Origin of the sequence: Shewanella pneumatophori (genome assembly GCF_023283895.1) — a bacterium.
Classification (GTDB): domain Bacteria; phylum Pseudomonadota; class Gammaproteobacteria; order Enterobacterales; family Shewanellaceae; genus Shewanella; species Shewanella pneumatophori.
Map to the genome: position 1 here is coordinate 1 of NZ_JAKILB010000023.1, position 22591 is coordinate 22591.

Consider the following 22591-nt stretch of genomic DNA (forward strand, 5'->3'; position numbering starts at 1 on the left):
AGTTCAGTTGGTTAGAATACCGGCCTGTCACGCCGGGGGTCGCGGGTTCGAGTCCCGTCCGCTCCGCCAACATTACGATAAGCCCTGCTAGCAATAGCAGGGCTTTTTCGTATCTGTATTTCGAAGAAAAATCAAAGCGAAATGCGCACGCAGTTTGCTAAAGGAGCGGTAGTTCAGTTGGACCGAGATTGTTCCAGACAATCTTCGGCATTCGCTCCATCCATGGAGCTTTTAGACTCTTTTAAAAAGAAAGCGGCCTGTCTCACGTGCCGAAGGCACATGGGTTCACCTCTCGATAAGAGCAAGTCCGCTCGGCCAACATTAAGATGAAAGACTCAGCAGCAATGCAGAGGCTTTTTTCGGGCCAGAAATCCATTGGATTGCTTTTTTGTATACGCTGTATTTGCCATTGAGCTCAGATTTTTCTGTAACTTCCTTATAGCGATAATTAACTTTAGTGCAGTTAACGTTCGCTTTTCTTCGATTGTTTAATCACTATCCTACATCTAACATGCTCTATGCTTCTGAGATCTGTTTCTATAGGCTACAATAGCTTTTTTCTTCCAAATGATATTCAAATGCCAAGCAGTTCACTTCACTCTCTTAAAGACTTCAATACGTTCGGATTAGCCCGAGGCTGTCAGCAATTGGTACGAGTCAACACATTAGATGCGCTGATTGATACCTGCTGCAAACTCTATCAAGCACAACTACTTATGCTGATCTTAGGTGGCGGCAGCAATATTGTGTTGTGTGAAGATTTTATGGGCACGGTGGTGTTAGTTGAAACTAAGGGTATTGATATTGTCGAGGACGACAGTTACCACTACCTCACTGCAGCTGCTGGTGAAAATTGGCATGATTTGGTTTGTTTTTGCTTAGAGCAAGGTTTTTCAGGGCTGGAAAACATGGCGTTGATCCCTGGAACTGTAGGTGCTGCGCCAATTCAAAACATTGGTGCCTACGGCGTTGAGCTAAATAGGTTTTGTGACTGGGTTGAGTATGTAGATTTAAGTAATGGCCAGTTAGTTCGTTTAAGTACTGATGAATGCGAATTTGGTTATCGTGATTCGGTATTTAAAAATGACTTATTGGGTAAAACAGTTATTACTCAAGTCGGTTTTAAGCTACCAAAAAAATGGCAGCCGCAATTGGCTTATGGCCCGTTAAGAGAGTTTGACCCCAAGCAAGTGACACCAAAACAAATATTTGATTGTATATGTGAAACTCGCCGCGCTAAATTACCCGATCCTGCTGATTATGGCAATGCGGGAAGTTTCTTTAAAAATCCTGTTATTGAAACTGCACTGTTTGAATCTCTAACTTCTTCTTACCCTGATATGGTTGGCTATCCTCATGGAGAGACGCACACCAAAGTTGCTGCAGGTTGGTTGATTGATAAAGCCGGTTTAAAGGGTTATCAAGTCGGCGGTGCAGCAGTCCATACAGAGCAGGCGCTAGTGTTGATTAACAAAGGCGACGCTACCAGTGATGATGTTTTAACCTTAGCTAAGTCTATTGTTGAAAAAATAAAAGATAAATTCGGTATTAGCTTAGAAGCTGAACCTAGAATGATTACTGCAACCGGTGAAAGGAGTTTATAGCATGGCTGAGCAATGGGTCCGTAAGCGTGAGATTTTAACTGAATTAGCATCAGGTTCATTTGTATCTGGTGAAGCGCTGGCTAAGTTACTTGGCGTATCTCGTACAGCGATTGCTAATCATATTTCAGGTTTAGAAGAGTATGGCGTCGATATATATAGTGTAAAAGGTAAAGGTTATCGTTTAAACGGACCTGTCTCTTTGGTTGACGAGTCTAAGCTTAAGCAACAAATTGCTAATCGTTGTTTTTACTTCGATGAAATTCCTAGTACTAATGCTTTTATATTGAAACATGCGGAAGATTTAGTCTCAGGTGATATCTGTGTTGCTGAATATCAATCAGCAGGACGAGGAAGACGTGGTCGCGTTTGGGTATCACCATATGGATGCCACCTTTATTTTTCTATGTATTGGCAATTCCCTCAAGGTATGGCACAAGCGATGGGGTTAAGTTTGGTCGTCGCCTGCTCTATTGTTGCGGTACTTGAACAGTTAGGTGTTAAAGAGGTTGGTGTTAAATGGCCTAATGATATCTACCTAGAGAGCAGAAAACTGGCTGGAGTGTTAATTGAAATGAATGGCCAAACAGACAGCGAGTGCAATCTAGTTATTGGTATTGGTTTGAACATGGCAATGGGGGAGCAACATGCTGCTTTGATCGACCAGCCTTGGAGTGATTTAACTGGTCAGCAAACTATGCCCGATAAAACTGAATTACTGGTTTTACTGCAAAAGCAATTGCAGCAAGATCTTAGCCTGTTTCAAACCTCGAGTTTAGCTGCGTTTACCGAGCGCTGGAGTGCTGCGGATTTATTTGAAGGACAAGCGGTAAAATTACTTATTGGTCAAGATGAAGTGCATGGGATCTGCAGAGGTGTTGATGATCAAGGTGCAATCTTGCTGGAGACAGATACAGGTGTGCAGAGCTTTATTGGCGGTGAGATTAGCCTACGTAAAGCTGGCTAATCTCATTTGATTTTATTGCTCTAATAAGACTATTTACGCAATAGGACTTGATCCATCATATGGTCAGGTCCTTTTTGTAAAATTAGATGGGCTCTTTCTCGAGTAGGCAATATATTCAAGGTTAAATTTGGCCCGTTAATCGTATCCCAAATATTGGCAGCAGTATCGGTCGCTTCTTGATCATTAAATTTAGAATAATGATGAAAGTATGAGTTTTCATCGCTAAAAGCACCGGTTCTAAATTGTAAGAATCTATCTATATACCATTGTTTTAAAAGGTTTTCGTTGGCATCAACATAAATAGAAAAGTCGACAAAATCTGACACGAATGGGCGTTGGGTATCAACAGGCAAGTCTTGCCCTGTTTGCAATACATTTAAACCTTCAATAATCAAAATATCTGGTTGGTGTACCCATTGTTGTTCATCAGGGATTCTGTCATAGGTAATATGCGAGTATATCGGTGCACTGACTTCTGACTCGCCAGCTTTTATTGCCGAGATAAACTCAACTAGCGCTTTCATGTCGTAGCTTTCTGGAAACCCTTTACGTTGTAATAAACCGCGACGCTTAAGTTCTGCTAAAGGATATAAAAAGCCATCAGTGGTGATCAGGTCGACTTTCGGGTGCTCTGGCCAATGACTTAACAATGCTTGCAAAATACGTGCTGTGGTACTTTTACCTACTGCAACACTACCGGCAATACTGATAATGTACGGTCGTTTAGGTGGTACATGCCCAAGGAACTCGTTTAATGCCAGGCCGCGCTGCTGTTTGGCGCCAACGTTAAGATTGAGTAAGCGGCTAAGAGGCAGGTATATGTCGGTCACTTCTGACAGAGATATTTTTTCGTTTATGCCACGCAAATCAGCTAGATCTGTTTCGCTTAGAGTTAATGGTACCGATTCTCTTAGGCTTGCCCACTGTAAGCGTTGAAATGCCAGATAAAGCGCGTTGTGAATTTGGTTGGATTGGGACATTGCGAAGTTCTCCGTTCAGGAGGGCACATTACACTATGAAATTATTATGAACAACTGCAATAAGAAGTGGGTAGCTTGCTTTCAGCACTAATTCATCTTGAAAGCCTTAAAAGTATACTCAAAAAGGCTGCTGAGCATAAAAAAACGCCATTTAACGGCTTTTTTTAATAAAATTTCACTTTTGCTATTGCACTTAGGCGCACATTTCCATAATATCCGCTACCGAAATGACACGCCGGCATAGCTCAGTTGGTAGAGCAACTGACTTGTAATCAGTAGGTCCCGAGTTCGACTCTTGGTGCCGGCACCATTTCTCTGGAGGGGTTCCCGAGTGGCCAAAGGGATCAGACTGTAAATCTGACGGCTCAGCCTTCGAAGGTTCGAATCCTTCTCCCTCCACCATATTCTAGGTAGTTAGGTAACCTGAAGTAGGTTCCGCGGATGTCGTATAATGGTATTACTCCAGCCTTCCAAGCTGATAACGCGGGTTCGATTCCCGCCATCCGCTCCAAAATCTTGCTGATAATACTTAATCAGTAGAAAGCACTCGGTAACGAGTGCTTTTTCCAGTTTAAGACTACCTATCAGCTCCAGCCTGCTTCTCGCCAATCTAATTATCTTACTAACTGATTCGATGACATATTTTATGCATCGGATTTTTTGCTATATGCAGTTTCATCACCAAATACTTTGGATTGGGGCAATACCATGGCTAAAGAAAAATTTGAACGCGTAAAACCACATGTTAACGTGGGCACCATTGGTCACGTTGACCATGGTAAAACTACTCTAACTGCTGCTATCTCTGCTGTATTGACCAAGAGTTTCGGTGGTACTGTACGTGATTTCGCACAGATCGATAACGCTCCAGAAGAGCGTGAGCGCGGTATTACAATTAATACTTCTCACATCGAATACGATACTCCATCACGTCACTACGCACACGTAGACTGTCCAGGTCACGCGGATTATGTTAAAAACATGATCACTGGTGCTGCACAGATGGACGGCGCTATCCTAGTAGTAGCTTCTACAGATGGTCCAATGCCACAAACACGTGAGCACATCCTGCTTTCACGTCAGGTTGGTGTACCATTCATCATCGTATTCATGAACAAGTGTGACATGGTAGATGACGAAGAACTTCTAGAACTAGTAGAAATGGAAGTTCGTGAACTACTATCTGAATACGACTTCCCAGGTGATGACCTACCAGTTATCCAAGGTTCTGCACTTAAAGCTCTTGAAGGCGAGCCAGAGTGGGAAGCTAAGATTCTTGAACTAGCTGAAGCTCTAGATACATACATCCCTGAGCCAGAGCGTGCTATCGATGGTGCATTCATTCTTCCAATCGAAGACGTATTCTCTATCGCTGGTCGTGGTACTGTTGTTACTGGTCGTGTAGAGCGCGGTATCATCAAAGTAGGTGAAGAAGTAGAAATCGTTGGTATCAAAGATACAACTAAGTCTACTTGTACTGGTGTTGAAATGTTCCGTAAGCTTCTTGACGAAGGTCGTGCTGGCGAGAACTGTGGTGTTCTTCTACGTGGTATCAAGCGTGAAGAAGTAGAACGTGGTCAAGTACTAGCTGCTCCAGGTTCAATCACTCCACACACTACTTTCAAGTCAGAAATCTACGTTCTGTCTAAAGAAGAAGGTGGACGTCACACTCCATTCTTCAAAGGCTACCGTCCACAGTTCTACTTCCGTACAACTGACGTAACCGGTACTATCGAATTGCCAGAAGGCGTTGAAATGGTAATGCCTGGTGACAACGTAGCAATGACTGTTACTCTAATCTGCCCAATCGCGATGGACGAAGGTTTACGCTTCGCAATCCGTGAAGGTGGCCGTACAGTTGGTGCTGGTGTTGTAGCTGAGATCGTTGCTTAATTAGCAACGAGTCTTAACTCGATACTGAAAAAGGCAGCTTAGGCTGCCTTTTTTGTTTTTATTGCATTTAGGTTGAATTTGTTAGTTAAGCTGGGCTATGTATTCTTGCCAAATAAGTGGAATAAGAATACAATCTATGACCGATTTTTGAGTCGTTGATTATACTTTACCTAAGTATATTGAGCGGTCGCCAGTTCGGATAGCGAGTCTGACTGAATTTTTCACTGAGCAAAATGCTGTTTTTAATAGCATCACTTGACTCAGATCGTAGTGAGTAACGGAATTAACCGATGACAACAAATACTGAAAGCCAGGGTAACTCTCTGGATATCGTTAAGTGGGGCCTAGTCGTAATCTTGTTGGCTGCTGCAATTATTGGCAATCAATATTTTAATGAAGCAAATGTTGTGGTTCGCGCTCTTAGTGTAGTCGTGACTTTTGCTATCGCTGGTTTCATCGCGTTGCAAACAGAAAAAGGCAAGCAAGCTTTAACTTTTGCTCGTGAATCACAGATTGAAGTTCGTAAAGTGGTTTGGCCTACGCGTCAAGAAGCACTCAATACAACTTTCATTGTATTAGCTGCAACAGCCGTTTTAGGTTTAATCCTTTGGGGCCTAGATGCAGTATTGCTTAGAATTGTTAATTTTATTACAGGCGTATAGGCATTAAGTATGACTGAAGCTACTGAAGCTAAAAAGAGATGGTATGTAATTCAAGCGTTTTCCGGCTATGAAGGTCGTGTATGCAAAACTCTGCTTGAACATATCAGAATGCACGAAATGGAACACTACTTCGGTGAGGTACTAGTACCGACTGAGGAAGTTGTTGAAATGCGTGCTGGCCAACGTCGTAAGAGCGAACGTAAGTTTTTCCCTGGCTATGTATTAGTTCAGATGGAAATGAATGATGAAAGCTGGCACTTGGTTAAAAGCATTCCACGTGTAATGGGCTTCATCGGCGGTACGTCTGATCGTCCTGCTCCGATTTCTGATAAAGAAGCTGATGCAATTCTTCAGCGTCTACAAGAAACTACTGAGTCTCCAACGCATCGCGTTATGTTTGAGCCAGGTGAAGTGGTACGTGTTACTGACGGACCTTTTGCTGACTTCAACGGTACGGTTGAAGAAGTGGATTATGAGAAGAACCGCGTTAAGGTTTCTGTAATGATCTTCGGTCGTTCAACACCAGTAGAACTTGATTTTAGTCAGATTGAAAAAAGCTGATTAAATAAAGCACAAATAGTATTTGGAAATGGGTGCGAATTTATATATAATTCGCACCCATATTTTTCGGGGAGCTTTTCAACATAGTGTTGATGGCGTTTGAACCCAAACTTGAGGAAAATGTCTCATGGCAAAGAAAGTTGATGGTTACATCAAACTACAAGTTGCAGCCGGTGCTGCAAACCCGTCGCCACCAGTTGGTCCAGCATTGGGTCAGAAAGGTGTTAACATCATGGAATTCTGTAAAGCATTCAACGCTCGTACTGAAAAGTTCGAGAAAGGTATGCCAATTCCTGTAGTTATCACTGTTTACTCTGATCGCTCTTTCACTTTCGAAACTAAGACTCCACCTGCGTCTTTCCTACTGCTTAAAGCAGCTGGTCTGAAGTCAGGTTCTGGCCGTCCTAACACTGAAAAAGTGGGAACTATCAAGCGTAGCGCTGTCCAGGAAATCGCTGAGACTAAAGCCGCTGATATGACTGGTGCTGATATTGAAGCGATGACTCGCTCAATTGAAGGTACTGCGCGTTCAATGGGTTTGGTAGTAGAGGACTAATATAATGGCAAAGCTAACTAAACGCGCTCGTCTAATCCGCGAGAAAGTTGAAGCGACTAAAAGCTACGACATCAATGAAGCTGTTGCACTTCTTAAAGAACTAGCTACTGCTAAGTTCCTAGAAAGTGTTGACGTTGCTGTTAACCTAGGTGTTGACCCACGTAAATCTGACCAAAACGTTCGTGGCGCTACTGTGCTACCACACGGTACTGGTCGTGAAGTACGTGTTGCTGTGTTCACTCAAGGTGCTAACGCTGACGCTGCTAAAGAAGCTGGCGCTGAGCTTGTTGGTATGGACGAGCTTGCTGCACAGATCAAAGCTGGCGAAATGAACTTCGACGTAGTTATCGCATCTCCAGATGCAATGCGCGTTGTTGGTATGTTAGGTCAAATCTTAGGCCCACGTGGTCTAATGCCTAACCCAAAAACTGGTACTGTAACGCCAAACGTTGCTGAGGCAGTTAAGAACGCTAAAGCGGGTCAAATCCGTTACCGTAACGATAAGAACGGTATCATCCACACTACTATCGGTAAAGTGGACTTTGAACCAGCTCAACTTAAAGAAAACTTAGAAGCACTAATTGGCGCGCTTAAGAAAGCTAAGCCAGCTGCTGCTAAAGGCGTTTTCATTAAGAAAGTAAGCATCTCTACCACTATGGGTGCAGGTGTTTCAGTTGACCAGGGTAGCCTGGACGACGTTAAGTAATTTACAAGTTTCGCGCATTAGTCTATAATGCGCGCACTTTGTAGGGTTGGGGCTGTTATTTAATCTTTTAGATTGATTATTAGCCTCCGTCCAAGACCGTAGGTGTTGGCTCAAGTAGTTAACTTAATTTCCTGCGTAGACGGTGTCGGACCCCAGATAGATTTTATTCTGCTGGATATATTCGCGCCGTAAGTCGCTAGGTATCAATTGATGCTTAGCATGGTAATTGCTAGGGAAATTTCCCTAGATCGAATCCAGGAGTAAAGCCAATGGCATTAAGACTCGAAGACAAAAAAGCGATTGTTGCTGAAGTCAACGAAGCTGCCAAAGGTGCTTTATCTGCAGTTGTTGCCGATTCACGCGGTGTAACTGTAGCTAATATGACCGGTCTTCGTAAAGCAGCTCGTGAAGCTGGTGTATACGTTAAAGTTGTACGTAACACACTAGTAAAACGCGCTGTTGCTGGTACTGATTTTGAGTGCCTAAGCGATACGTTCACTGGTCCTACTTTGATTGCATTCTCTAATGAGCACCCAGGTGCAGCAGCGCGTCTTCTTAAAGACTTCGCTAAATCACAAGAGAAGTTTGAAATCAAAGCAGCAGCCTTTGAAGGGGAATTAATCCCTGCAGATAACATTGATCGTTTAGCAAAACTACCAACTTACGAAGAAGCACTAGCTCAGTTCATGATGACTCTAAAAGAAGCATCTGCTGGCAAGTTCGTTCGTACATTGGCCGCTCTACGCGATCAGAAAGAAGCTGCTTAATTTTACAAGCCGCTTAATTAAATTGAATTCAGTACAATTAGGAATTTTTTGTTATGTCTATCACTAAAGACCAAATCTTAGAAGCCCTTGCAGCTATGTCTGTAATGGAAGTTGTTGAACTAATCGAAGCAATGGAAGAGAAGTTCGGCGTTTCTGCTGCTGCTGCTGTTGTTTCAGGTGGTGGCGATGCTGCTGCTGCTGAAGAGAAAACAGAATTCGACGTAATTCTTACTTCTCACGGCGACAACAAAGTTGCAGTAATTAAAGCTCTTCGTGGCGCTACAGGTCTAGGCCTGAAAGAAGCTAAAGGCATGGCTGAATCTGCTCCAGTAGCAGTTAAAGAAGCTATCTCTAAAGAAGAAGCTGAAGCTCTTAAAACTGAACTTGAAGCAGCTGGTGCTGCAGTAGAGATCAAGTAAGTTATACTCTAACTTACAACCTCCCGAGTAATCGGGCGGAGGCTGGCGGTTTTTTAACCGTCGGCCTTTTTTGCGCTGTAAGCGCAGGCGATTTTTTTTTCACCGTTTATCGCCAGATTTCGCAGTTCCTAGCAGAGATTACTGGTTGGGTTCTTGCTTTCAACGGTGATGGGCAAACGCGCTGTTTCAACATTTAGGTTGATTCAGTCTTGGTCACATCTCGCAATCAGAGGAAACCCATGGTTTACTCCTATTCTGAAAAGAAGCGTATTCGCAAAGACTTTGGTAAACGTCCACGTGTTTTGGATATTCCTTACCTTTTGTCAATCCAGTTGGACTCTTTTAAGAAGTTCACCGATCAAGATCCTACAGGTGAGCGTGGCTTCGAAGCTGCCTTCCGTAGCGTTTTTCCCATCAAGAGCTTTTCTGGTAACTCTGAGCTTCAATATGTCAGCTACAAACTAGGCGAGCCAGTTTTTGATGTGAAAGAGTGTCAAATCCGCGGTGTTACATACTCTGCACCTCTACGCGTTAAACTGCGTATGGTTCTGTATGACCGTGAAGCTGCACCTGGCACAGTAAAAGACATTAAAGAACAAGAAGTCTATATGGGGGATATCCCTCTTATGACTGAAAACGGTACCTTTGTAATCAATGGTACTGAGCGTGTAATCGTATCTCAGCTACACCGTAGCCCGGGCGTATTCTTTGATCATGACCGTGGTAAAACCCACTCTTCAGGTAAGGTGCTATATAACGCACGTATTATTCCTTACCGTGGTTCTTGGTTGGACTTTGAATTCGATCCGAAAGATGCTCTGTTTGTTCGTATTGACCGTCGTCGTAAGTTGGCGGCGTCGATCATTCTGCGCGCTTTAGATTATTCTACTCAAGATATTCTTGACCTGTTCTTCGATCGCGTAAACTTTAAGATCAAGAAAGATTCACTAGTAATGGATCTTGTTGCTGACCGTCTACGTGGCGAAACAGCAAGCTATGATATTAAAGACGCTGAAGGCACTGTTCTTGTTGAGAAGGGCCGTCGCATCACTGCACGCCACATTCGTCAACTTGAAAAGACAAATACAACTGAGCTTGAAGTACCAGTTGAATACATCGCTGGTAAGATTTCTGGTCAAGACTACATTGATCCAGATACAGGCGAAGTTTTGGTTTCTGCTAACGCTGAAATCAGTCTTGAAGATCTTGCTAAGCTATCTATGGCTGGTATCAAAGAAATCAGCACTCTGTATATCAACGAGCTTGATAACGGTGCTTATATCTCTGACACACTACGTATCGATTCAACAACTAACCGCCTTGAAGCGCTAGTTGAAATCTACCGTATGATGCGCCCAGGCGAGCCACCAACCAAAGATGCAGCAGAAGCACTATTTAACAACCTATTCTTCAGCGAAGAACGTTATGATCTATCTAAAGTAGGTCGTATGAAGTTCAACCGTCGTCTAAGCATTGATGACGATGAAGGTACGGGTATCTTAACCAAAGAAGATATCGTTGCCGTGATGAAGAACATTATCGCCATCCGTAATGGTTTGGACGAAGTGGATGATATCGATCACCTAGGTAACCGTCGTATCCGTAGTGTTGGTGAAATGGCTGAAAACCAGTTCCGTGTTGGTCTAGTTCGTGTAGAGCGTGCCGTACGTGAACGTTTAAGCCTTGGCGATCTAAATGAGCTAATGCCTCAAGACTTGATCAATGCTAAGCCAATCTCTGCAGCTGTTAAAGAATTCTTTGGCTCTTCACAGCTTTCACAGTTCATGGACCAAAACAACCCATTGTCAGAAGTAACGCATAAGCGTCGTATTTCTGCTCTAGGTCCTGGTGGTCTAACACGTGAACGTGCAGGTTTCGAAGTTCGAGACGTACACCCGACTCACTACGGTCGTCTATGTCCAATCGAAACGCCTGAAGGTCCAAACATTGGTTTGATCAACTCGTTGTCAACCTTTGCTCGTACTAACAACTATGGTTTCCTAGAAACACCTTACCGTAAGGTTATCGATGGTGTGGTTACTGATGAGGTAGATTACCTATCAGCAATCGAAGAAGGCCGTTATGTTATTGCACAGGCAATCGTTGAGCTAGACGAAAACGGTCGCATGATGGACGAGCTAATTGCTTGTCGTCATAAAGGTGATTCAACCTTTATGGGTGCAGCTGATATCCAGTATATGGACGTTTCACCACAACAGATTATTTCTGTTGCGGCATCGCTAATTCCGTTCCTAGAACACGATGACGCGAACCGTGCATTGATGGGTGCGAACATGCAACGTCAGGCTGTTCCAACTCTGAAGGCTGATAAGCCATTAGTTGGTACAGGTATTGAGCGTACACTTGCTGTTGACTCTGGCGTGGTTGTTGCTGCTAAACGTGGTGGTTACGTTGACTACGTTGATGCGAGCCGTATCGTTGTTAAAGTTAACGAATCTGAATTGACTCCTGGTGAAGCGGGTATCGATATCTACAACTTGACTAAATACACGCGTTCTAACCAGAACACATGTATTAACCAACGTCCATGTTGTAGCGTAGGCGATCCAGTTGTTCGCGGTGACGTACTAGCCGATGGTCCATCTACCGACTTAGGTGATTTGGCTCTTGGTCAGAACATGCGTATCGCGTTCATGCCTTGGAACGGTTACAACTTCGAAGACTCGATCTTAATCTCTGAGCGCGTAGCTCAAGAAGACCGTTTCACAACTATCCACATTCAAGAGCTTTCATGTATTGCTCGTGATACTAAGTTGGGTAGCGAAGAGATCACTGCTGATATTCCAAACGTTGGTGAGTCTGCGCTTTCTAAGCTAGATGAATCAGGTATCGTTTATATCGGTGCAGAAGTTAAGGGTGGCGACATCCTAGTTGGTAAAGTAACACCTAAAGGTGAAACGCAGCTGACTCCAGAAGAAAAACTTCTACGTGCAATCTTCGGCGAAAAAGCATCTGACGTTAAAGACAGCTCACTACGCGTACCTAACTCTGTTAAAGGTACTATCATCGACGTACAAGTATTTACTCGTGACGGCGTTGAGAAAGACAAGCGTGCTGTAGAAATCGAAGAGATGCACATCGCTCAGGCGAAGAAGGATTTGACTGAAGAGTTCCAAATTCTTGAAGATGGTGTTCTTGGTCGTGCTCGCAACCTATTACTAGGTGCTGGTTTCGATGAAGCCCAACTTAACGCTATTCCTCGCTCACAGTTGTTGGTTCAAACCATCGATGATGAAGCGAAGCAAACTGAGCTAGAACAACTAGCTGAGCAAGCAGAAGAGCTAAAAGCCGATTTCGATAAGAAGTTCGAGATCAAGCGCCGTAAGATCACTCAAGGTGATGACTTAGCACCTGGTGTACTGAAGATCGTTAAGGTTTACCTAGCGGTTAAGCGTACTATCCAGCCTGGTGATAAGATGGCGGGTCGTCATGGTAACAAGGGTGTAATCTCTAAGATTTGTCCTGTTGAAGACATGCCATACGACGAAAAAGGCAACCCAGTGGATATCGTATTGAACCCACTAGGTGTACCTTCACGTATGAACATCGGTCAGGTACTTGAAGTTCATATGGGTGCTGCAGCGAAAGGCATCGGTAACCGTATTACTGAAATGCTAGAAGAGCAGCGCGAATTGGCAGAACTTCGCGGATACATCAAGCAAGTTTATGACTTAGGTGACGAAGTGCAGCAGCGCGTTGACATCGATACATTTACTGACGATGAAATCTTGCGTCTTGCTAAAAACCTAAAAGGCGGTGTTCCAATTGCAACACCTGCGTTTGATGGTGCCAAAGAGAAAGAAATCAAGCAGATGCTTGAGCTTGCAGGCCTACCACAATCAGGTCAGTTGACTCTGTGTGATGGTCGTACTGGTAATGAGTTTGAGCGTAAGGTAACCGTTGGTTACATGTATATGCTAAAACTTAACCACTTGGTTGACGATAAGATGCACGCCCGTTCTACCGGTTCGTACAGTCTTGTTACTCAGCAACCATTAGGTGGTAAAGCACAGTTCGGTGGTCAGCGTTTCGGTGAGATGGAAGTATGGGCACTTGAAGCTTACGGTGCAGCATATACACTTCAAGAAATGCTAACCGTTAAGTCGGACGATGTGAACGGTCGTACTCAGATGTATAAGAACATCGTCGACGGTAACCATCAGATGCAACCAGGTATGCCTGAATCGTTCAACGTATTGTTGAAAGAGATCCGCTCACTCGGTATTAACATCGAGTTGGATCAACAGTAACACTTGGTTACTGCCTCTATGGCAAAAGAAATTGGTGCTCTGCATTTTGCAGGGCACCCGGTTTAACTCCTTCAGGAGAGAAACGTGAAAGACTTATTAAAGTTTCTGAAACAGCAAAGCAAGACTGAAGAATTTGAAGGTATTAAGATCGGCCTAGCGTCGCCAGATCTAATCCGCTCTTGGTCTTTTGGTGAAGTTAAGAAGCCAGAAACCATTAACTACCGTACATTCAAGCCTGAGCGTGAAGGTTTGTTCTGTGCGCGTATTTTTGGTCCAGTAAAAGATTACGAATGTTTATGCGGTAAGTATAAGCGTCTTAAGCACCGTGGTGTGATCTGTGAAAAGTGTGGCGTTGAAGTTACACAGACTAAAGTACGTCGTGAGCGTATGGGTCACATCGATCTAGCTAGCCCAGTTGCACACATTTGGTTCTTGAAGTCACTTCCGTCTCGTATCGGTTTGATGCTAGACATGACTCTTCGTGATATCGAACGTGTACTTTACTTCGAATCTTTCGTTGTAATCGAGCCTGGCATGACCAGCCTTGAACGCGGCCAAATGCTAACAGAAGAAAACTATCTGGATGCATTGGAAGAGTACGGTGATGAATTTGAAGCTAAGATGGGTGCTGAAGCAGTTCTAGAATTGCTACGTGCTATCGATCTTGAGAAAGAAATTGAAATGATGCGCGAAGAATTGCCATCAATCAATTCTGAGACTCGTCGTAAGAAGATCACTAAGCGTCTTAAGCTTATTGAGGCATTCTTCACTTCAGGTAACAAGCCTGAGTGGATGATCCTTAAAGTGCTGCCGGTTCTGCCACCAGATCTACGTCCTCTAGTTCCACTAGATGGCGGACGTTTTGCTACGTCTGATTTGAACGACCTTTACCGTCGTGTAATCAACCGTAACAACCGTCTAAAGCGTCTGTTAGACCTAGCTGCTCCAGATATCATCGTACGCAACGAAAAGCGTATGTTGCAAGAGTCTGTTGATGCGCTATTAGATAACGGTCGTCGTGGTCGTGCTATTACAGGTTCTAACAAGCGTCCGCTTAAATCTTTGGCCGATATGATCAAAGGTAAGCAAGGTCGTTTCCGTCAGAACTTGCTAGGTAAGCGTGTTGACTATTCTGGCCGTTCGGTAATTACCGTAGGTCCTACTTTACGTCTACACCAGTGTGGTCTTCCTAAGAAGATGGCACTTGAGCTATTTAAGCCATTCATCTATGGCAAGCTAGAAGGTCGTGGCTTAGCTACAACTATTAAAGCTGCTAAGAAGATGGTTGAGCGCGAAGTACCTGAAGTTTGGGACGTGCTAGATGACGTGATCCGCGAACACCCAGTGATGCTTAACCGTGCACCAACACTGCACAGACTAGGTATCCAGGCATTTGAGCCAGTACTAATCGAAGGTAAAGCGATTCAGCTTCACCCGTTGGTTTGTGCGGCATACAACGCCGACTTCGACGGTGACCAAATGGCTGTTCACGTGCCACTAACGCTTGAAGCGCAGTTAGAAGCACGTTCTCTAATGATGTCTACCAACAACATCCTTTCACCAGCAAACGGTGAGCCAGTGATTACACCATCACAGGACGTTGTATTGGGTCTTTACTACACTAGCCGTGAGCGTATCAACGGCAAGGGTGAAGGCATGGCATTCTCTGATGTGGCTGAAGCTGAAAAAGCTTACCGCACAGGTGTTGCTGAGCTACACGCTCGCGTTAAAGTACGTATTACGGAAACAACGACGAACGAAGCTGGCGAAAAAGTTAAGACACGTCGTGTTGTTGATACAACCGTTGGTCGTGCATTGCTTTCACAGATCCTGCCAAAAGGTCTTTCTTATGATTTGGTTAACCAAAACATGGGTAAGAAGCAGATCTCTAAGCTATTGAACACTTGTTACCGTCAACTAGGTCTTAAAGATACTGTTATCTTTGCTGACCAATTGATGTACACAGGTTTCCACTTTGCAACTATCTCGGGTGCCTCTGTAGGTATCGACGATATGGTTATTCCAGATCTTAAGTACACGCTAGTAGCGGATGCTGAAGCGGAAGTTCTTGAAATTCAAGAGCAGTTCCAATCTGGTCTAGTAACAGCCGGTGAGCGTTACAACAAAGTAATCGATATCTGGGCAAGCGCGAACGAAAAAGTTTCTAAAGCGATGATGGAAAACCTGTCTAAAGAGACAGTGATTAACCGTGATGGCGAAGAGGAACAACAAGAATCGTTCAACAGCATCTACATGATGGCCGACTCAGGCGCTCGTGGTAGTGCTGCACAGATTCGTCAGTTGGCCGGTATGCGTGGTCTGATGGCTAAGCCAGATGGCTCAATCATCGAAACGCCAATTGTGGCTAACTTCCGTGAAGGTCTAAACGTATCTCAGTACTTTATTTCTACTCACGGTGCGCGTAAGGGTCTTGCGGATACGGCATTGAAGACAGCTAACTCTGGTTACCTGACTCGTCGTCTAGTAGACGTTGCGCAAGATTTAGTTGTTATCGAAGACGACTGTGGCACTTACGAAGGTCTAACTATGAAACCGCTTATTGAAGGTGGTGATGTAGTTGAGCCGTTACGTGAACGTGTTCTTGGTCGTGTTGTTGCACAAGACGTATTCAAGCCTGGTACAGAAGAAGTTCTGATCCCGCGTAATACGCTGCTTGATGAAAGCTGGTGTGACATCGTTGAAGACAACTCTATCGACGAAATGATTGTTCGCTCAGTAATTAGCTGTGATACAGACTTCGGTGTGTGTGCTGCTTGTTACGGTCGTGATTTGGCTCGTGGTCATATCATTAACCAAGGTGAAGCTATTGGTGTTGTTGCCGCTCAGTCTATTGGTGAGCCAGGTACACAGCTTACGATGCGTACATTCCACATTGGTGGTGCGGCGTCTCGAGCTTCAGCAGAGAACAACGTTCAAGTTAAGAACTCAGGTACTCTGAAGTTACATAACGCTAAGTTTGTAACTAATACTAACGGTAAGCTTGTAATCGTTTCTCGTTCTTCTGAGCTAGCTATTATTGATGAGCTAGGTCGTGAGAAGGAGCGTTATAAGGTTCCTTACGGTACAGTACTAGATAAGTTGGAAGACGACGGCGTAGCTGCTGGCGAGATCATCGCTAAGTGGGATCCGCATACTCACCCAATTATCTCTGAGGTAGCGGGTAGTATTAAGTTCGTAGATATGATTGAAGGTGTCACTATGACACGTCAAACTGACGAACTAACTGGTCTATCTTCAATTGTTGTACTTGAAGTTGGTCAACGTCCAACAGCTGGTAAAGAGATGCGTCCTATGATCCGTCTTGTTGCTGCTGATGGTAGCGACTTGATGATCCCAGGTACTGAAGTTCCTGCGCAATACTTCTTGCCAGGTCACGCGATTGTGAATCTTGACGATAACGCACCAATTAACGTTGGTGACGCGTTAGCACGTATTCCTCAAGAATCTTCGAAGACTCGCGATATTACCGGTGGTCTACCACGCGTAGCTGACTTGTTCGAAGCGCGTAAGCCAAAAGAGCCTGCAATTCTTGCTGAAGTATCGGGTACTATCTCGTTCGGTAAAGAAACCAAAGGTAAGCGTCGTCTAGTGATCACCCCTGCAGATGGGGGTGAGCAGTACGAAGAGATGATTCCTAAGTGGCGTAACCTAAACGTGTTCGAAGGTGAAAAAGTTGAACGCGGTGAAGTTATTGCTGATGGTCCAGAAGCAGCACACGACATTCTACGTCTACGTGGTATCCACAATGTGGCTAACTACATCGTGAATGAAGTACAGGACGTTTACCGTCTACAGGGCGTTAAGATCAACGATAAGCACATTGAGGTGATCATTCGCCAGATGCTGCGTAAGTGTGAGATCGTAGACGCTGGTGACAGTGAATTCCTACCGGGTGAACAAGCCGAAGTGTCTCGTGTGAAGATCGCTAACCGCGAACTAGAAGCACAAGGTAAGCAGCCTGCAACATTCGAGCGTGAGCTTCTTGGTATTACTAAGGCGTCTCTTGCGACTGAATCGTTCATCTCTGCAGCATCGTTCCAGGAGACCACTCGTGTTCTTACTGAAGCAGCTGTTGGCGGTAAGAGCGATAAGTTACGTGGCTTGAAAGAGAACGTAATTGTTGGTCGTCTAATCCCTGCTGGTACAGGTTACTCTTACCACCAGAAACGTGCTGAAGCTGCAGTTAAACCTGCTGCTGAAGAAGCACCAGTGATTAGCGCAAGCGAAGCTGAGCAGAACCTTGCAGATCTACTAAATCTTGCTGGTAGCAACGATTAATCGATGCTAAAAAGTAAATAGATTGTAAAAAAGGCGCTTTTAGCGCCTTTTTTTTACTTTAAATCGGTTAAAAGTTGTCTATTTCTTGACAGAAACTCCATACACTTCTAAAATTTCGCGTCCCACACCTGTGGGATATAGATTTTTCACACCTTACTGTTGATTTAGTCAACTGATTCGGAGCTATACATGGCAACTGTAAACCAGTTGGTACGTAAGCCTCGCGCACCGAAAGTCGATAAGACTAACGTACCTGCGCTAGCTGCGTGTCCACAAAAGCGTGGTGTTTGTACTCGCGTATATACCACTACACCAAAAAAACCTAACTCTGCACTACGTAAAGTAGCTCGTGTGCGTCTAACTAACGGTTTCGAAGTAACTTCGTACATCGGCGGTGAAGGCCACAACCTGCAGGAACACAGCGTAATTCTAATCCGTGGCGGTCGTGTAAAAGACTTACCGGGTGTGCGTTACCACACTGTACGCGGCGCATTAGACTGTGCTGGCGTTAGCGAACGTCGTCAAGGTCGTTCTAAGTACGGTGCTAAGCGTCCTAAGTCTTAACGTTTTCCGTTAAGTAAGGCCAAGCTAGATATAATTGAGATTCCAGTTTTGGGGTCCCTGAAGCATACGGAGAAATTGTTATGCCAAGACGTCGCGTTGTAGGACAACGTAAAATCCTACCAGATCCAAAGTTCAACAGTGAGTTGCTGGCTAAGTTCATCAACGTCATTATGCAGGACGGCAAAAAGTCGACTGCTGAAAAAATTATTTACAAGGCACTAGATACTGCAGCTGAAAAGAAAGGCGAAGATCAACTAGTAATCCTTGAAGCAGCCCTGGACAACGTACGTCCATCAGTCGAGGTTAAATCTCGTCGTGTTGGTGGTTCTACTTACCAGGTACCATGTGAAGTTCGTCCAGTGCGTCGTAACGCACTAGCGATGCGCTGGTTGGTTGAAGCTGCACGTAAGCGTGGTGAAAAATCTATGGCTCTACGTCTAGCAGGTGAAATGTTAGACGCATCTGAAAACAAAGGTACTGCTGTTAAGAAGCGCGAAGACGTGCATCGTATGGCAGAAGCAAACAAAGCGTTTGCTCATTACCGCTGGTAATATCTTGGCGTGGGCTATGTCCCACGCCTTACTTGCATTGCTAACACTCAGATTTAGCTAAGAGGGTATAAATCGTGGCTCGTACAACTCCAATTGAGCGCTACCGTAATATCGGTATTTGTGCTCATGTTGACGCTGGTAAAACCACTACAACTGAACGTGTTCTTTTCTACACTGGCTTATCTCATAAGATCGGTGAAGTTCATGATGGCGCAGCTACCATGGACTGGATGGAGCAAGAGCAGGAACGTGGTATTACCATCACCTCAGCCGCAACGACTACTTTCTGGCGCGGAATGGATGCGCAGTTCACTGAGCACCGCATTAACATCATCGATACTCCAGGCCACGTTGACTTCACTATTGAAGTTGAACGTTCTTTGCGTGTACTTGATGGTGCAGTCGTTGTTTTTTGTGGCTCATCAGGGGTAGAACCTCAATCTGAGACCGTTTGGCGACAAGCTGATAAGTATCATGTACCGCGCCTAGTGTTCGTCAATAAGATGGACCGCGCAGGTGCAAACTTTGATAGAGTAGTCGACCAGATCCGTAATCGCCTTGGTGCGACTTGTGTACCTATTCAAATGAATATTGGTGCAGAAGAAGATTTCAACGGTGTGATCGATTTGATCAAAATGAAAGCCATTAACTGGTCTGAAGAAGACCAAGGTATGACTTTCACTTATGAAGCGATTCCAGAGCACTTAGCTGATAAAGCCGCAGAAATGCGTGAATACTTAGTTGAAAGTGCCGCTGAAGCGACAGAAGAGCTGATGGAAAAGTACCTAGAAGATGGGGAACTTTCAGAAGAAGAGATCAAAAAGGCACTGCGTCAACGTACCTTAAACAATGAAATCGTATTGGCAACCTGTGGTTCTGCATTTAAGAACAAGGGTGTACAAGCGGTTCTAGATGCCGTGGTAGATTTTTTACCATCTCCAGTCGAAGTCCCTGCAATTAAGGGTATCGATGAAAATGATGAAGAAACGTCGCGTCAAGCTGACGATAACGCACCGTTTTCAGCATTAGCGTTTAAGATTGCGACAGACCCATTCGTAGGTACTTTAACCTTTATGCGTGTTTATTCAGGCGTATTGGAAACGGGTGCAGGCGTATACAACTCTGTTAAGCAAAAGCGTGAACGTATTGGTCGTATGGTGCAAATGCACGCTAACGATCGTCAAGAGATTAAAGAAGTACGCGCTGGCGACATCGCTGCTGCTATTGGTCTTAAAGACGTGACTACCGGCGATACATTGTGCGATGCAGACCACAAAGTAATTCTTGAGCGTATGGAATTCCCTGAGCCAGTTATTACTATTGCTGTTGAGCCAAGAACGAAGGCAGACCAAGATAAAATGGGGATCGCGTTGCAAAAGCTTGCAGCAGAAGATCCATCATTCCGTGTTGAATCTGATGAAGAATCAGGTCAAACACTGATCTCTGGTATGGGTGAGCTACACTTAGACATCATTGTAGACCGTATGCGTCGCGAATTTGGTGTTGAGTGTAATGTAGGTAAACCTCAAGTTGCATATCGTGAAACTATCCGCAAAACTGTGGAAGTTGAAGGTAAGTTCGTACGTCAATCAGGTGGACGAGGACAATTCGGTCACGTTTGGTTGAAGCTTGAGCCTCAAGAAGAAGGTTTTGGCTACGAATTTGTCAACGAAATTGTTGGTGGTGTGGTTCCAAAGGAATACATCCCTGCAGTTGATAAAGGTATTCAAGAGCAGATGAAGAGCGGCGTATTAGCTGGTTTCCCTGTTCTCGACGTAAAGGTTACTCTGTACGATGGTTCATATCATGATGTGGACTCGAACGAGATGGCCTTTAAAGTCGCTGGTTCAATGGGCTTTAAAAAGGGTGCGCTTGAAGCAGACCCTGCCTTACTTGAGCCTTGCATGAAAGTTGAAGTTACAACGCCTGAAGATTATATGGGTGATGTAGTTGGAGACTTAAACCGTCGTCGTGGCCTAATTGAAGGTATGGATGATGGTATCGCAGGTGTAAAACTTGTGCATGCAACAGTGCCTTTATCTGAAATGTTCGGTTATGCGACCGATTTGCGCTCTGCAAGTCAGGGTCGTGCTTCATACTCAATGGAGTTCTTGAAGTACGCTGATGCACCGCAAAATGTTACTAAAGCAATAATCGAGGCTAGAGGCTAAGCTGTCTCACTCTATTATTGATATACTTAATTGCTATTGCTCGGTTTTAAGCCGAGCATTTTCTGAAAAGAAAGGAATATATCGTGGCTAAAGAAAAATTTGAACGCGTAAAACCGCACGTTAACGTTGGTACTATCGGACACGTTGACCATGGTAAAACTACTCTAACTGCTGCTATCTCTGCAGTTCTTACTAAGAGCTTCGGTGGTACTGTACGTGATTTCGCACAGATCGATAACGCTCCAGAAGAGCGTGAGCGTGGTATTACAATTAATACTTCTCACATCGAATACGATACTCCATCACGTCACTACGCACACGTAGACTGTCCAGGTCACGCGGATTATGTTAAAAACATGATCACTGGTGCTGCACAGATGGACGGCGCTATCCTAGTAGTAGCTTCTACAGATGGCCCAATGCCACAAACACGTGAGCACATCCTGCTTTCACGTCAGGTTGGTGTACCATTCATCATCGTATTCATGAACAAGTGTGACATGGTAGATGACGAAGAACTTCTAGAACTAGTAGAAATGGAAGTTCGTGAACTTCTATCTGAATACGACTTCCCAGGTGATGACCTACCAGTTATCCAAGGTTCTGCACTTAAAGCTCTTGAAGGCGAGCCAGAGTGGGAAGCTAAGATTCTTGAACTAGCTGAAGCTCTAGATACATACATCCCTGAGCCAGAGCGTGCTATCGATGGTGCATTCATTCTTCCAATCGAAGACGTATTCTCTATCGCTGGTCGTGGTACTGTTGTTACTGGTCGTGTAGAGCGCGGTATCATCAAAGTAGGTGAAGAAGTAGAAATCGTTGGTATCAAAGATACAACTAAGTCTACTTGTACTGGTGTTGAAATGTTCCGTAAGCTTCTAGACGAAGGTCGTGCTGGCGAGAACTGTGGTGTTCTTCTACGTGGTATCAAGCGTGAAGAAGTAGAACGTGGTCAAGTACTAGCTGCTCCAGGTTCAATCACTCCACACACTACTTTCAAGTCAGAAATCTACGTTCTGTCTAAAGAAGAAGGTGGACGTCACACTCCATTCTTCAAAGGCTACCGTCCACAGTTCTACTTCCGTACAACTGACGTAACCGGTACTATCGAATTGCCAGAAGGCGTTGAGATGGTAATGCCTGGTGACAACGTAGCTATGACTGTTACTCTAATCTGCCCAATCGCGATGGACGAAGGTTTACGCTTCGCAATCCGTGAAGGTGGCCGTACAGTTGGTGCTGGTGTTGTAGCTGAGATCGTTGCTTAATTAGCAACGAGTCTTAACTCGATACAGAAAAAGGCAGCTTAGGCTGCCTTTTTTATTGCCTAAAGAAAAGTGAGGGCAGGGCTAGTATTCCCGATCCGACTATGTATAATGGCGCAACTTTGGTGAAAACAGTTAATTTGACGGTATTTCACACAACGGGCTTGATCTCAACGTTGAAATCAGTATAATAGCCCCTCGCCTTAACCATTAGGCGATTTAAATTGGTCTGCCTTCGGGTTTGACGTAAAAAAACAGCGACTCCGATTGTGAGTCGAACGGCTAAATCATTTCACTCGGCTTTTCCTATAAGGAAAATTGCTTGAGGGTGATTTTTTTGTGTACATTTTAGGAGCTC

16 protein-coding genes and 3 tRNA genes are annotated in these 22591 nt (G+C 44.5%); 18 read left to right on the forward strand and 1 reads right to left on the reverse strand.

Features of this window, described 5'->3' with window-relative positions; translation table 11 throughout:
* Nucleotides 1–578: 578 nt before the first annotated feature.
* Together murB and birA are read left to right on the forward strand one after the other, a co-directional pair.
* Nucleotides 579–1604 (forward strand): UDP-N-acetylmuramate dehydrogenase, encoded by a 1026-nt coding sequence (gene murB / locus L2740_RS20760; protein WP_248951942.1) that lies wholly within the window; start codon nucleotides 579–581, stop codon nucleotides 1602–1604.
* Between the two features lies 1 nt (nucleotide 1605).
* Entirely contained in the window at nucleotides 1606–2568 is a 963-nt protein-coding gene (gene birA / locus L2740_RS20765; protein WP_248951943.1) for a bifunctional biotin--[acetyl-CoA-carboxylase] ligase/biotin operon repressor BirA, read from the forward strand.
* Between the two features lie 29 nt (nucleotides 2569–2597).
* Here the strand turns inward: birA and coaA are convergent, their stop codons facing one another.
* Nucleotides 2598–3548 (reverse strand): type I pantothenate kinase, encoded by a 951-nt coding sequence (gene coaA, locus L2740_RS20770; RefSeq protein WP_248951944.1) that lies wholly within the window; start codon nucleotides 3546–3548, stop codon nucleotides 2598–2600.
* A gap of 234 nt (nucleotides 3549–3782) precedes the next feature.
* On the opposite strand from coaA, the gene L2740_RS20775 reads away from it, so the two are divergent.
* The 16 genes from L2740_RS20775 (at nucleotide 3783) to tuf (L2740_RS20850) (ending at nucleotide 22236) form a co-directional block, all read left to right on the forward strand.
* Nucleotides 3783–3858 (forward strand) — tRNA-Thr (locus L2740_RS20775).
* A gap of 7 nt (nucleotides 3859–3865) precedes the next feature.
* A tRNA-Tyr gene (locus L2740_RS20780) sits at nucleotides 3866–3950 on the forward strand.
* Between the two features lie 35 nt (nucleotides 3951–3985).
* Nucleotides 3986–4059 (forward strand) — tRNA-Gly (locus L2740_RS20785).
* A 197-nt stretch (nucleotides 4060–4256) separates the two neighbouring features.
* Complete coding sequence (gene tuf, locus L2740_RS20790) at nucleotides 4257–5441, forward strand: elongation factor Tu (RefSeq protein ID WP_248472595.1); 1185 nt, start codon at nucleotides 4257–4259, stop codon at nucleotides 5439–5441.
* Nucleotides 5442–5731: 290 nt separating this feature from the next.
* Nucleotides 5732–6103 (forward strand): preprotein translocase subunit SecE, encoded by a 372-nt coding sequence (secE, locus tag L2740_RS20795; protein WP_028767985.1) that lies wholly within the window; start codon nucleotides 5732–5734, stop codon nucleotides 6101–6103.
* Nucleotides 6104–6112: 9 nt separating this feature from the next.
* Nucleotides 6113–6664, forward strand: coding sequence for a transcription termination/antitermination protein NusG (gene nusG / locus L2740_RS20800; RefSeq protein ID WP_248472608.1), 552 nt, complete (start codon nucleotides 6113–6115; stop codon nucleotides 6662–6664).
* Nucleotides 6665–6791: 127 nt separating this feature from the next.
* Nucleotides 6792–7220: a 50S ribosomal protein L11 gene (gene rplK / locus L2740_RS20805; protein WP_012153448.1), complete on the forward strand. Its 429-nt coding sequence runs from the start codon at nucleotides 6792–6794 to the stop codon at nucleotides 7218–7220.
* A 4-nt stretch (nucleotides 7221–7224) separates the two neighbouring features.
* Entirely contained in the window at nucleotides 7225–7926 is a 702-nt protein-coding gene (gene rplA / locus L2740_RS20810) for a 50S ribosomal protein L1 (RefSeq protein WP_248472606.1), read from the forward strand.
* 269 nt (nucleotides 7927–8195) lie between these two features.
* On the forward strand, nucleotides 8196–8693 hold the full coding sequence (gene rplJ, locus L2740_RS20815; protein WP_202723809.1) for a 50S ribosomal protein L10: 498 nt from the start codon (nucleotides 8196–8198) through the stop codon (nucleotides 8691–8693).
* Between the two features lie 53 nt (nucleotides 8694–8746).
* Nucleotides 8747–9112 carry a 50S ribosomal protein L7/L12 gene (rplL, locus tag L2740_RS20820; RefSeq protein ID WP_248472603.1) on the forward strand — a complete coding sequence of 122 codons (366 nt, stop codon included), beginning with the start codon at nucleotides 8747–8749 and terminating at the stop codon, nucleotides 9110–9112.
* Between the two features lie 239 nt (nucleotides 9113–9351).
* Nucleotides 9352–13383, forward strand: coding sequence for a DNA-directed RNA polymerase subunit beta (rpoB, locus tag L2740_RS20825; RefSeq protein ID WP_248951945.1), 4032 nt, complete (start codon nucleotides 9352–9354; stop codon nucleotides 13381–13383).
* 84 nt (nucleotides 13384–13467) lie between these two features.
* Nucleotides 13468–17682 carry a DNA-directed RNA polymerase subunit beta' gene (gene rpoC / locus L2740_RS20830; RefSeq protein WP_248951946.1) on the forward strand — a complete coding sequence of 1405 codons (4215 nt, stop codon included), beginning with the start codon at nucleotides 13468–13470 and terminating at the stop codon, nucleotides 17680–17682.
* A 189-nt stretch (nucleotides 17683–17871) separates the two neighbouring features.
* Nucleotides 17872–18246 carry a 30S ribosomal protein S12 gene (gene rpsL / locus L2740_RS20835; RefSeq protein ID WP_012153454.1) on the forward strand — a complete coding sequence of 125 codons (375 nt, stop codon included), beginning with the start codon at nucleotides 17872–17874 and terminating at the stop codon, nucleotides 18244–18246.
* 80 nt (nucleotides 18247–18326) lie between these two features.
* Entirely contained in the window at nucleotides 18327–18797 is a 471-nt protein-coding gene (rpsG, locus tag L2740_RS20840; protein WP_202723806.1) for a 30S ribosomal protein S7, read from the forward strand.
* Between the two features lie 74 nt (nucleotides 18798–18871).
* The gene (gene fusA / locus L2740_RS20845; RefSeq protein WP_248472597.1) at nucleotides 18872–20968 is read left to right on the forward strand and encodes an elongation factor G; all 2097 of its coding nucleotides are present in this window, start codon (nucleotides 18872–18874) and stop codon (nucleotides 20966–20968) included.
* Between the two features lie 83 nt (nucleotides 20969–21051).
* Nucleotides 21052–22236, forward strand: coding sequence for an elongation factor Tu (gene tuf / locus L2740_RS20850; RefSeq protein ID WP_248472595.1), 1185 nt, complete (start codon nucleotides 21052–21054; stop codon nucleotides 22234–22236).
* Nucleotides 22237–22591 lie beyond the last annotated feature (355 nt).

Excerpts from the sequence above, each read along its gene's own strand:
- rpoB (WP_248951945.1), top strand. The coding sequence starts at position 9,352 with ATGGTTTACTCCTATTCTGAAAAGAAGCGTATTCGCAAAGACTTTGGT.
- rplA (WP_248472606.1), top strand. The coding sequence starts at position 7,225 with ATGGCAAAGCTAACTAAACGCGCTCGTCTAATCCGCGAGAAAGTTGAA.
- nusG (WP_248472608.1), top strand. The coding sequence starts at position 6,113 with ATGACTGAAGCTACTGAAGCTAAAAAGAGATGGTATGTAATTCAAGCG.
- rplL (WP_248472603.1), top strand. The coding sequence starts at position 8,747 with ATGTCTATCACTAAAGACCAAATCTTAGAAGCCCTTGCAGCTATGTCT.
- birA (WP_248951943.1), top strand. The coding sequence starts at position 1,606 with ATGGCTGAGCAATGGGTCCGTAAGCGTGAGATTTTAACTGAATTAGCA.
- rpsG (WP_202723806.1), top strand. The coding sequence starts at position 18,327 with ATGCCAAGACGTCGCGTTGTAGGACAACGTAAAATCCTACCAGATCCA.
- rplK (WP_012153448.1), top strand. The coding sequence starts at position 6,792 with ATGGCAAAGAAAGTTGATGGTTACATCAAACTACAAGTTGCAGCCGGT.
- secE (WP_028767985.1), top strand. The coding sequence starts at position 5,732 with ATGACAACAAATACTGAAAGCCAGGGTAACTCTCTGGATATCGTTAAG.
- tuf (WP_248472595.1), top strand. The coding sequence starts at position 4,257 with ATGGCTAAAGAAAAATTTGAACGCGTAAAACCACATGTTAACGTGGGC.
- rpsL (WP_012153454.1), top strand. The coding sequence starts at position 17,872 with ATGGCAACTGTAAACCAGTTGGTACGTAAGCCTCGCGCACCGAAAGTC.
- coaA (WP_248951944.1), bottom strand. The coding sequence starts at position 3,548 with ATGTCCCAATCCAACCAAATTCACAACGCGCTTTATCTGGCATTTCAA.
- murB (WP_248951942.1), top strand. The coding sequence starts at position 579 with ATGCCAAGCAGTTCACTTCACTCTCTTAAAGACTTCAATACGTTCGGA.
- rplJ (WP_202723809.1), top strand. The coding sequence starts at position 8,196 with ATGGCATTAAGACTCGAAGACAAAAAAGCGATTGTTGCTGAAGTCAAC.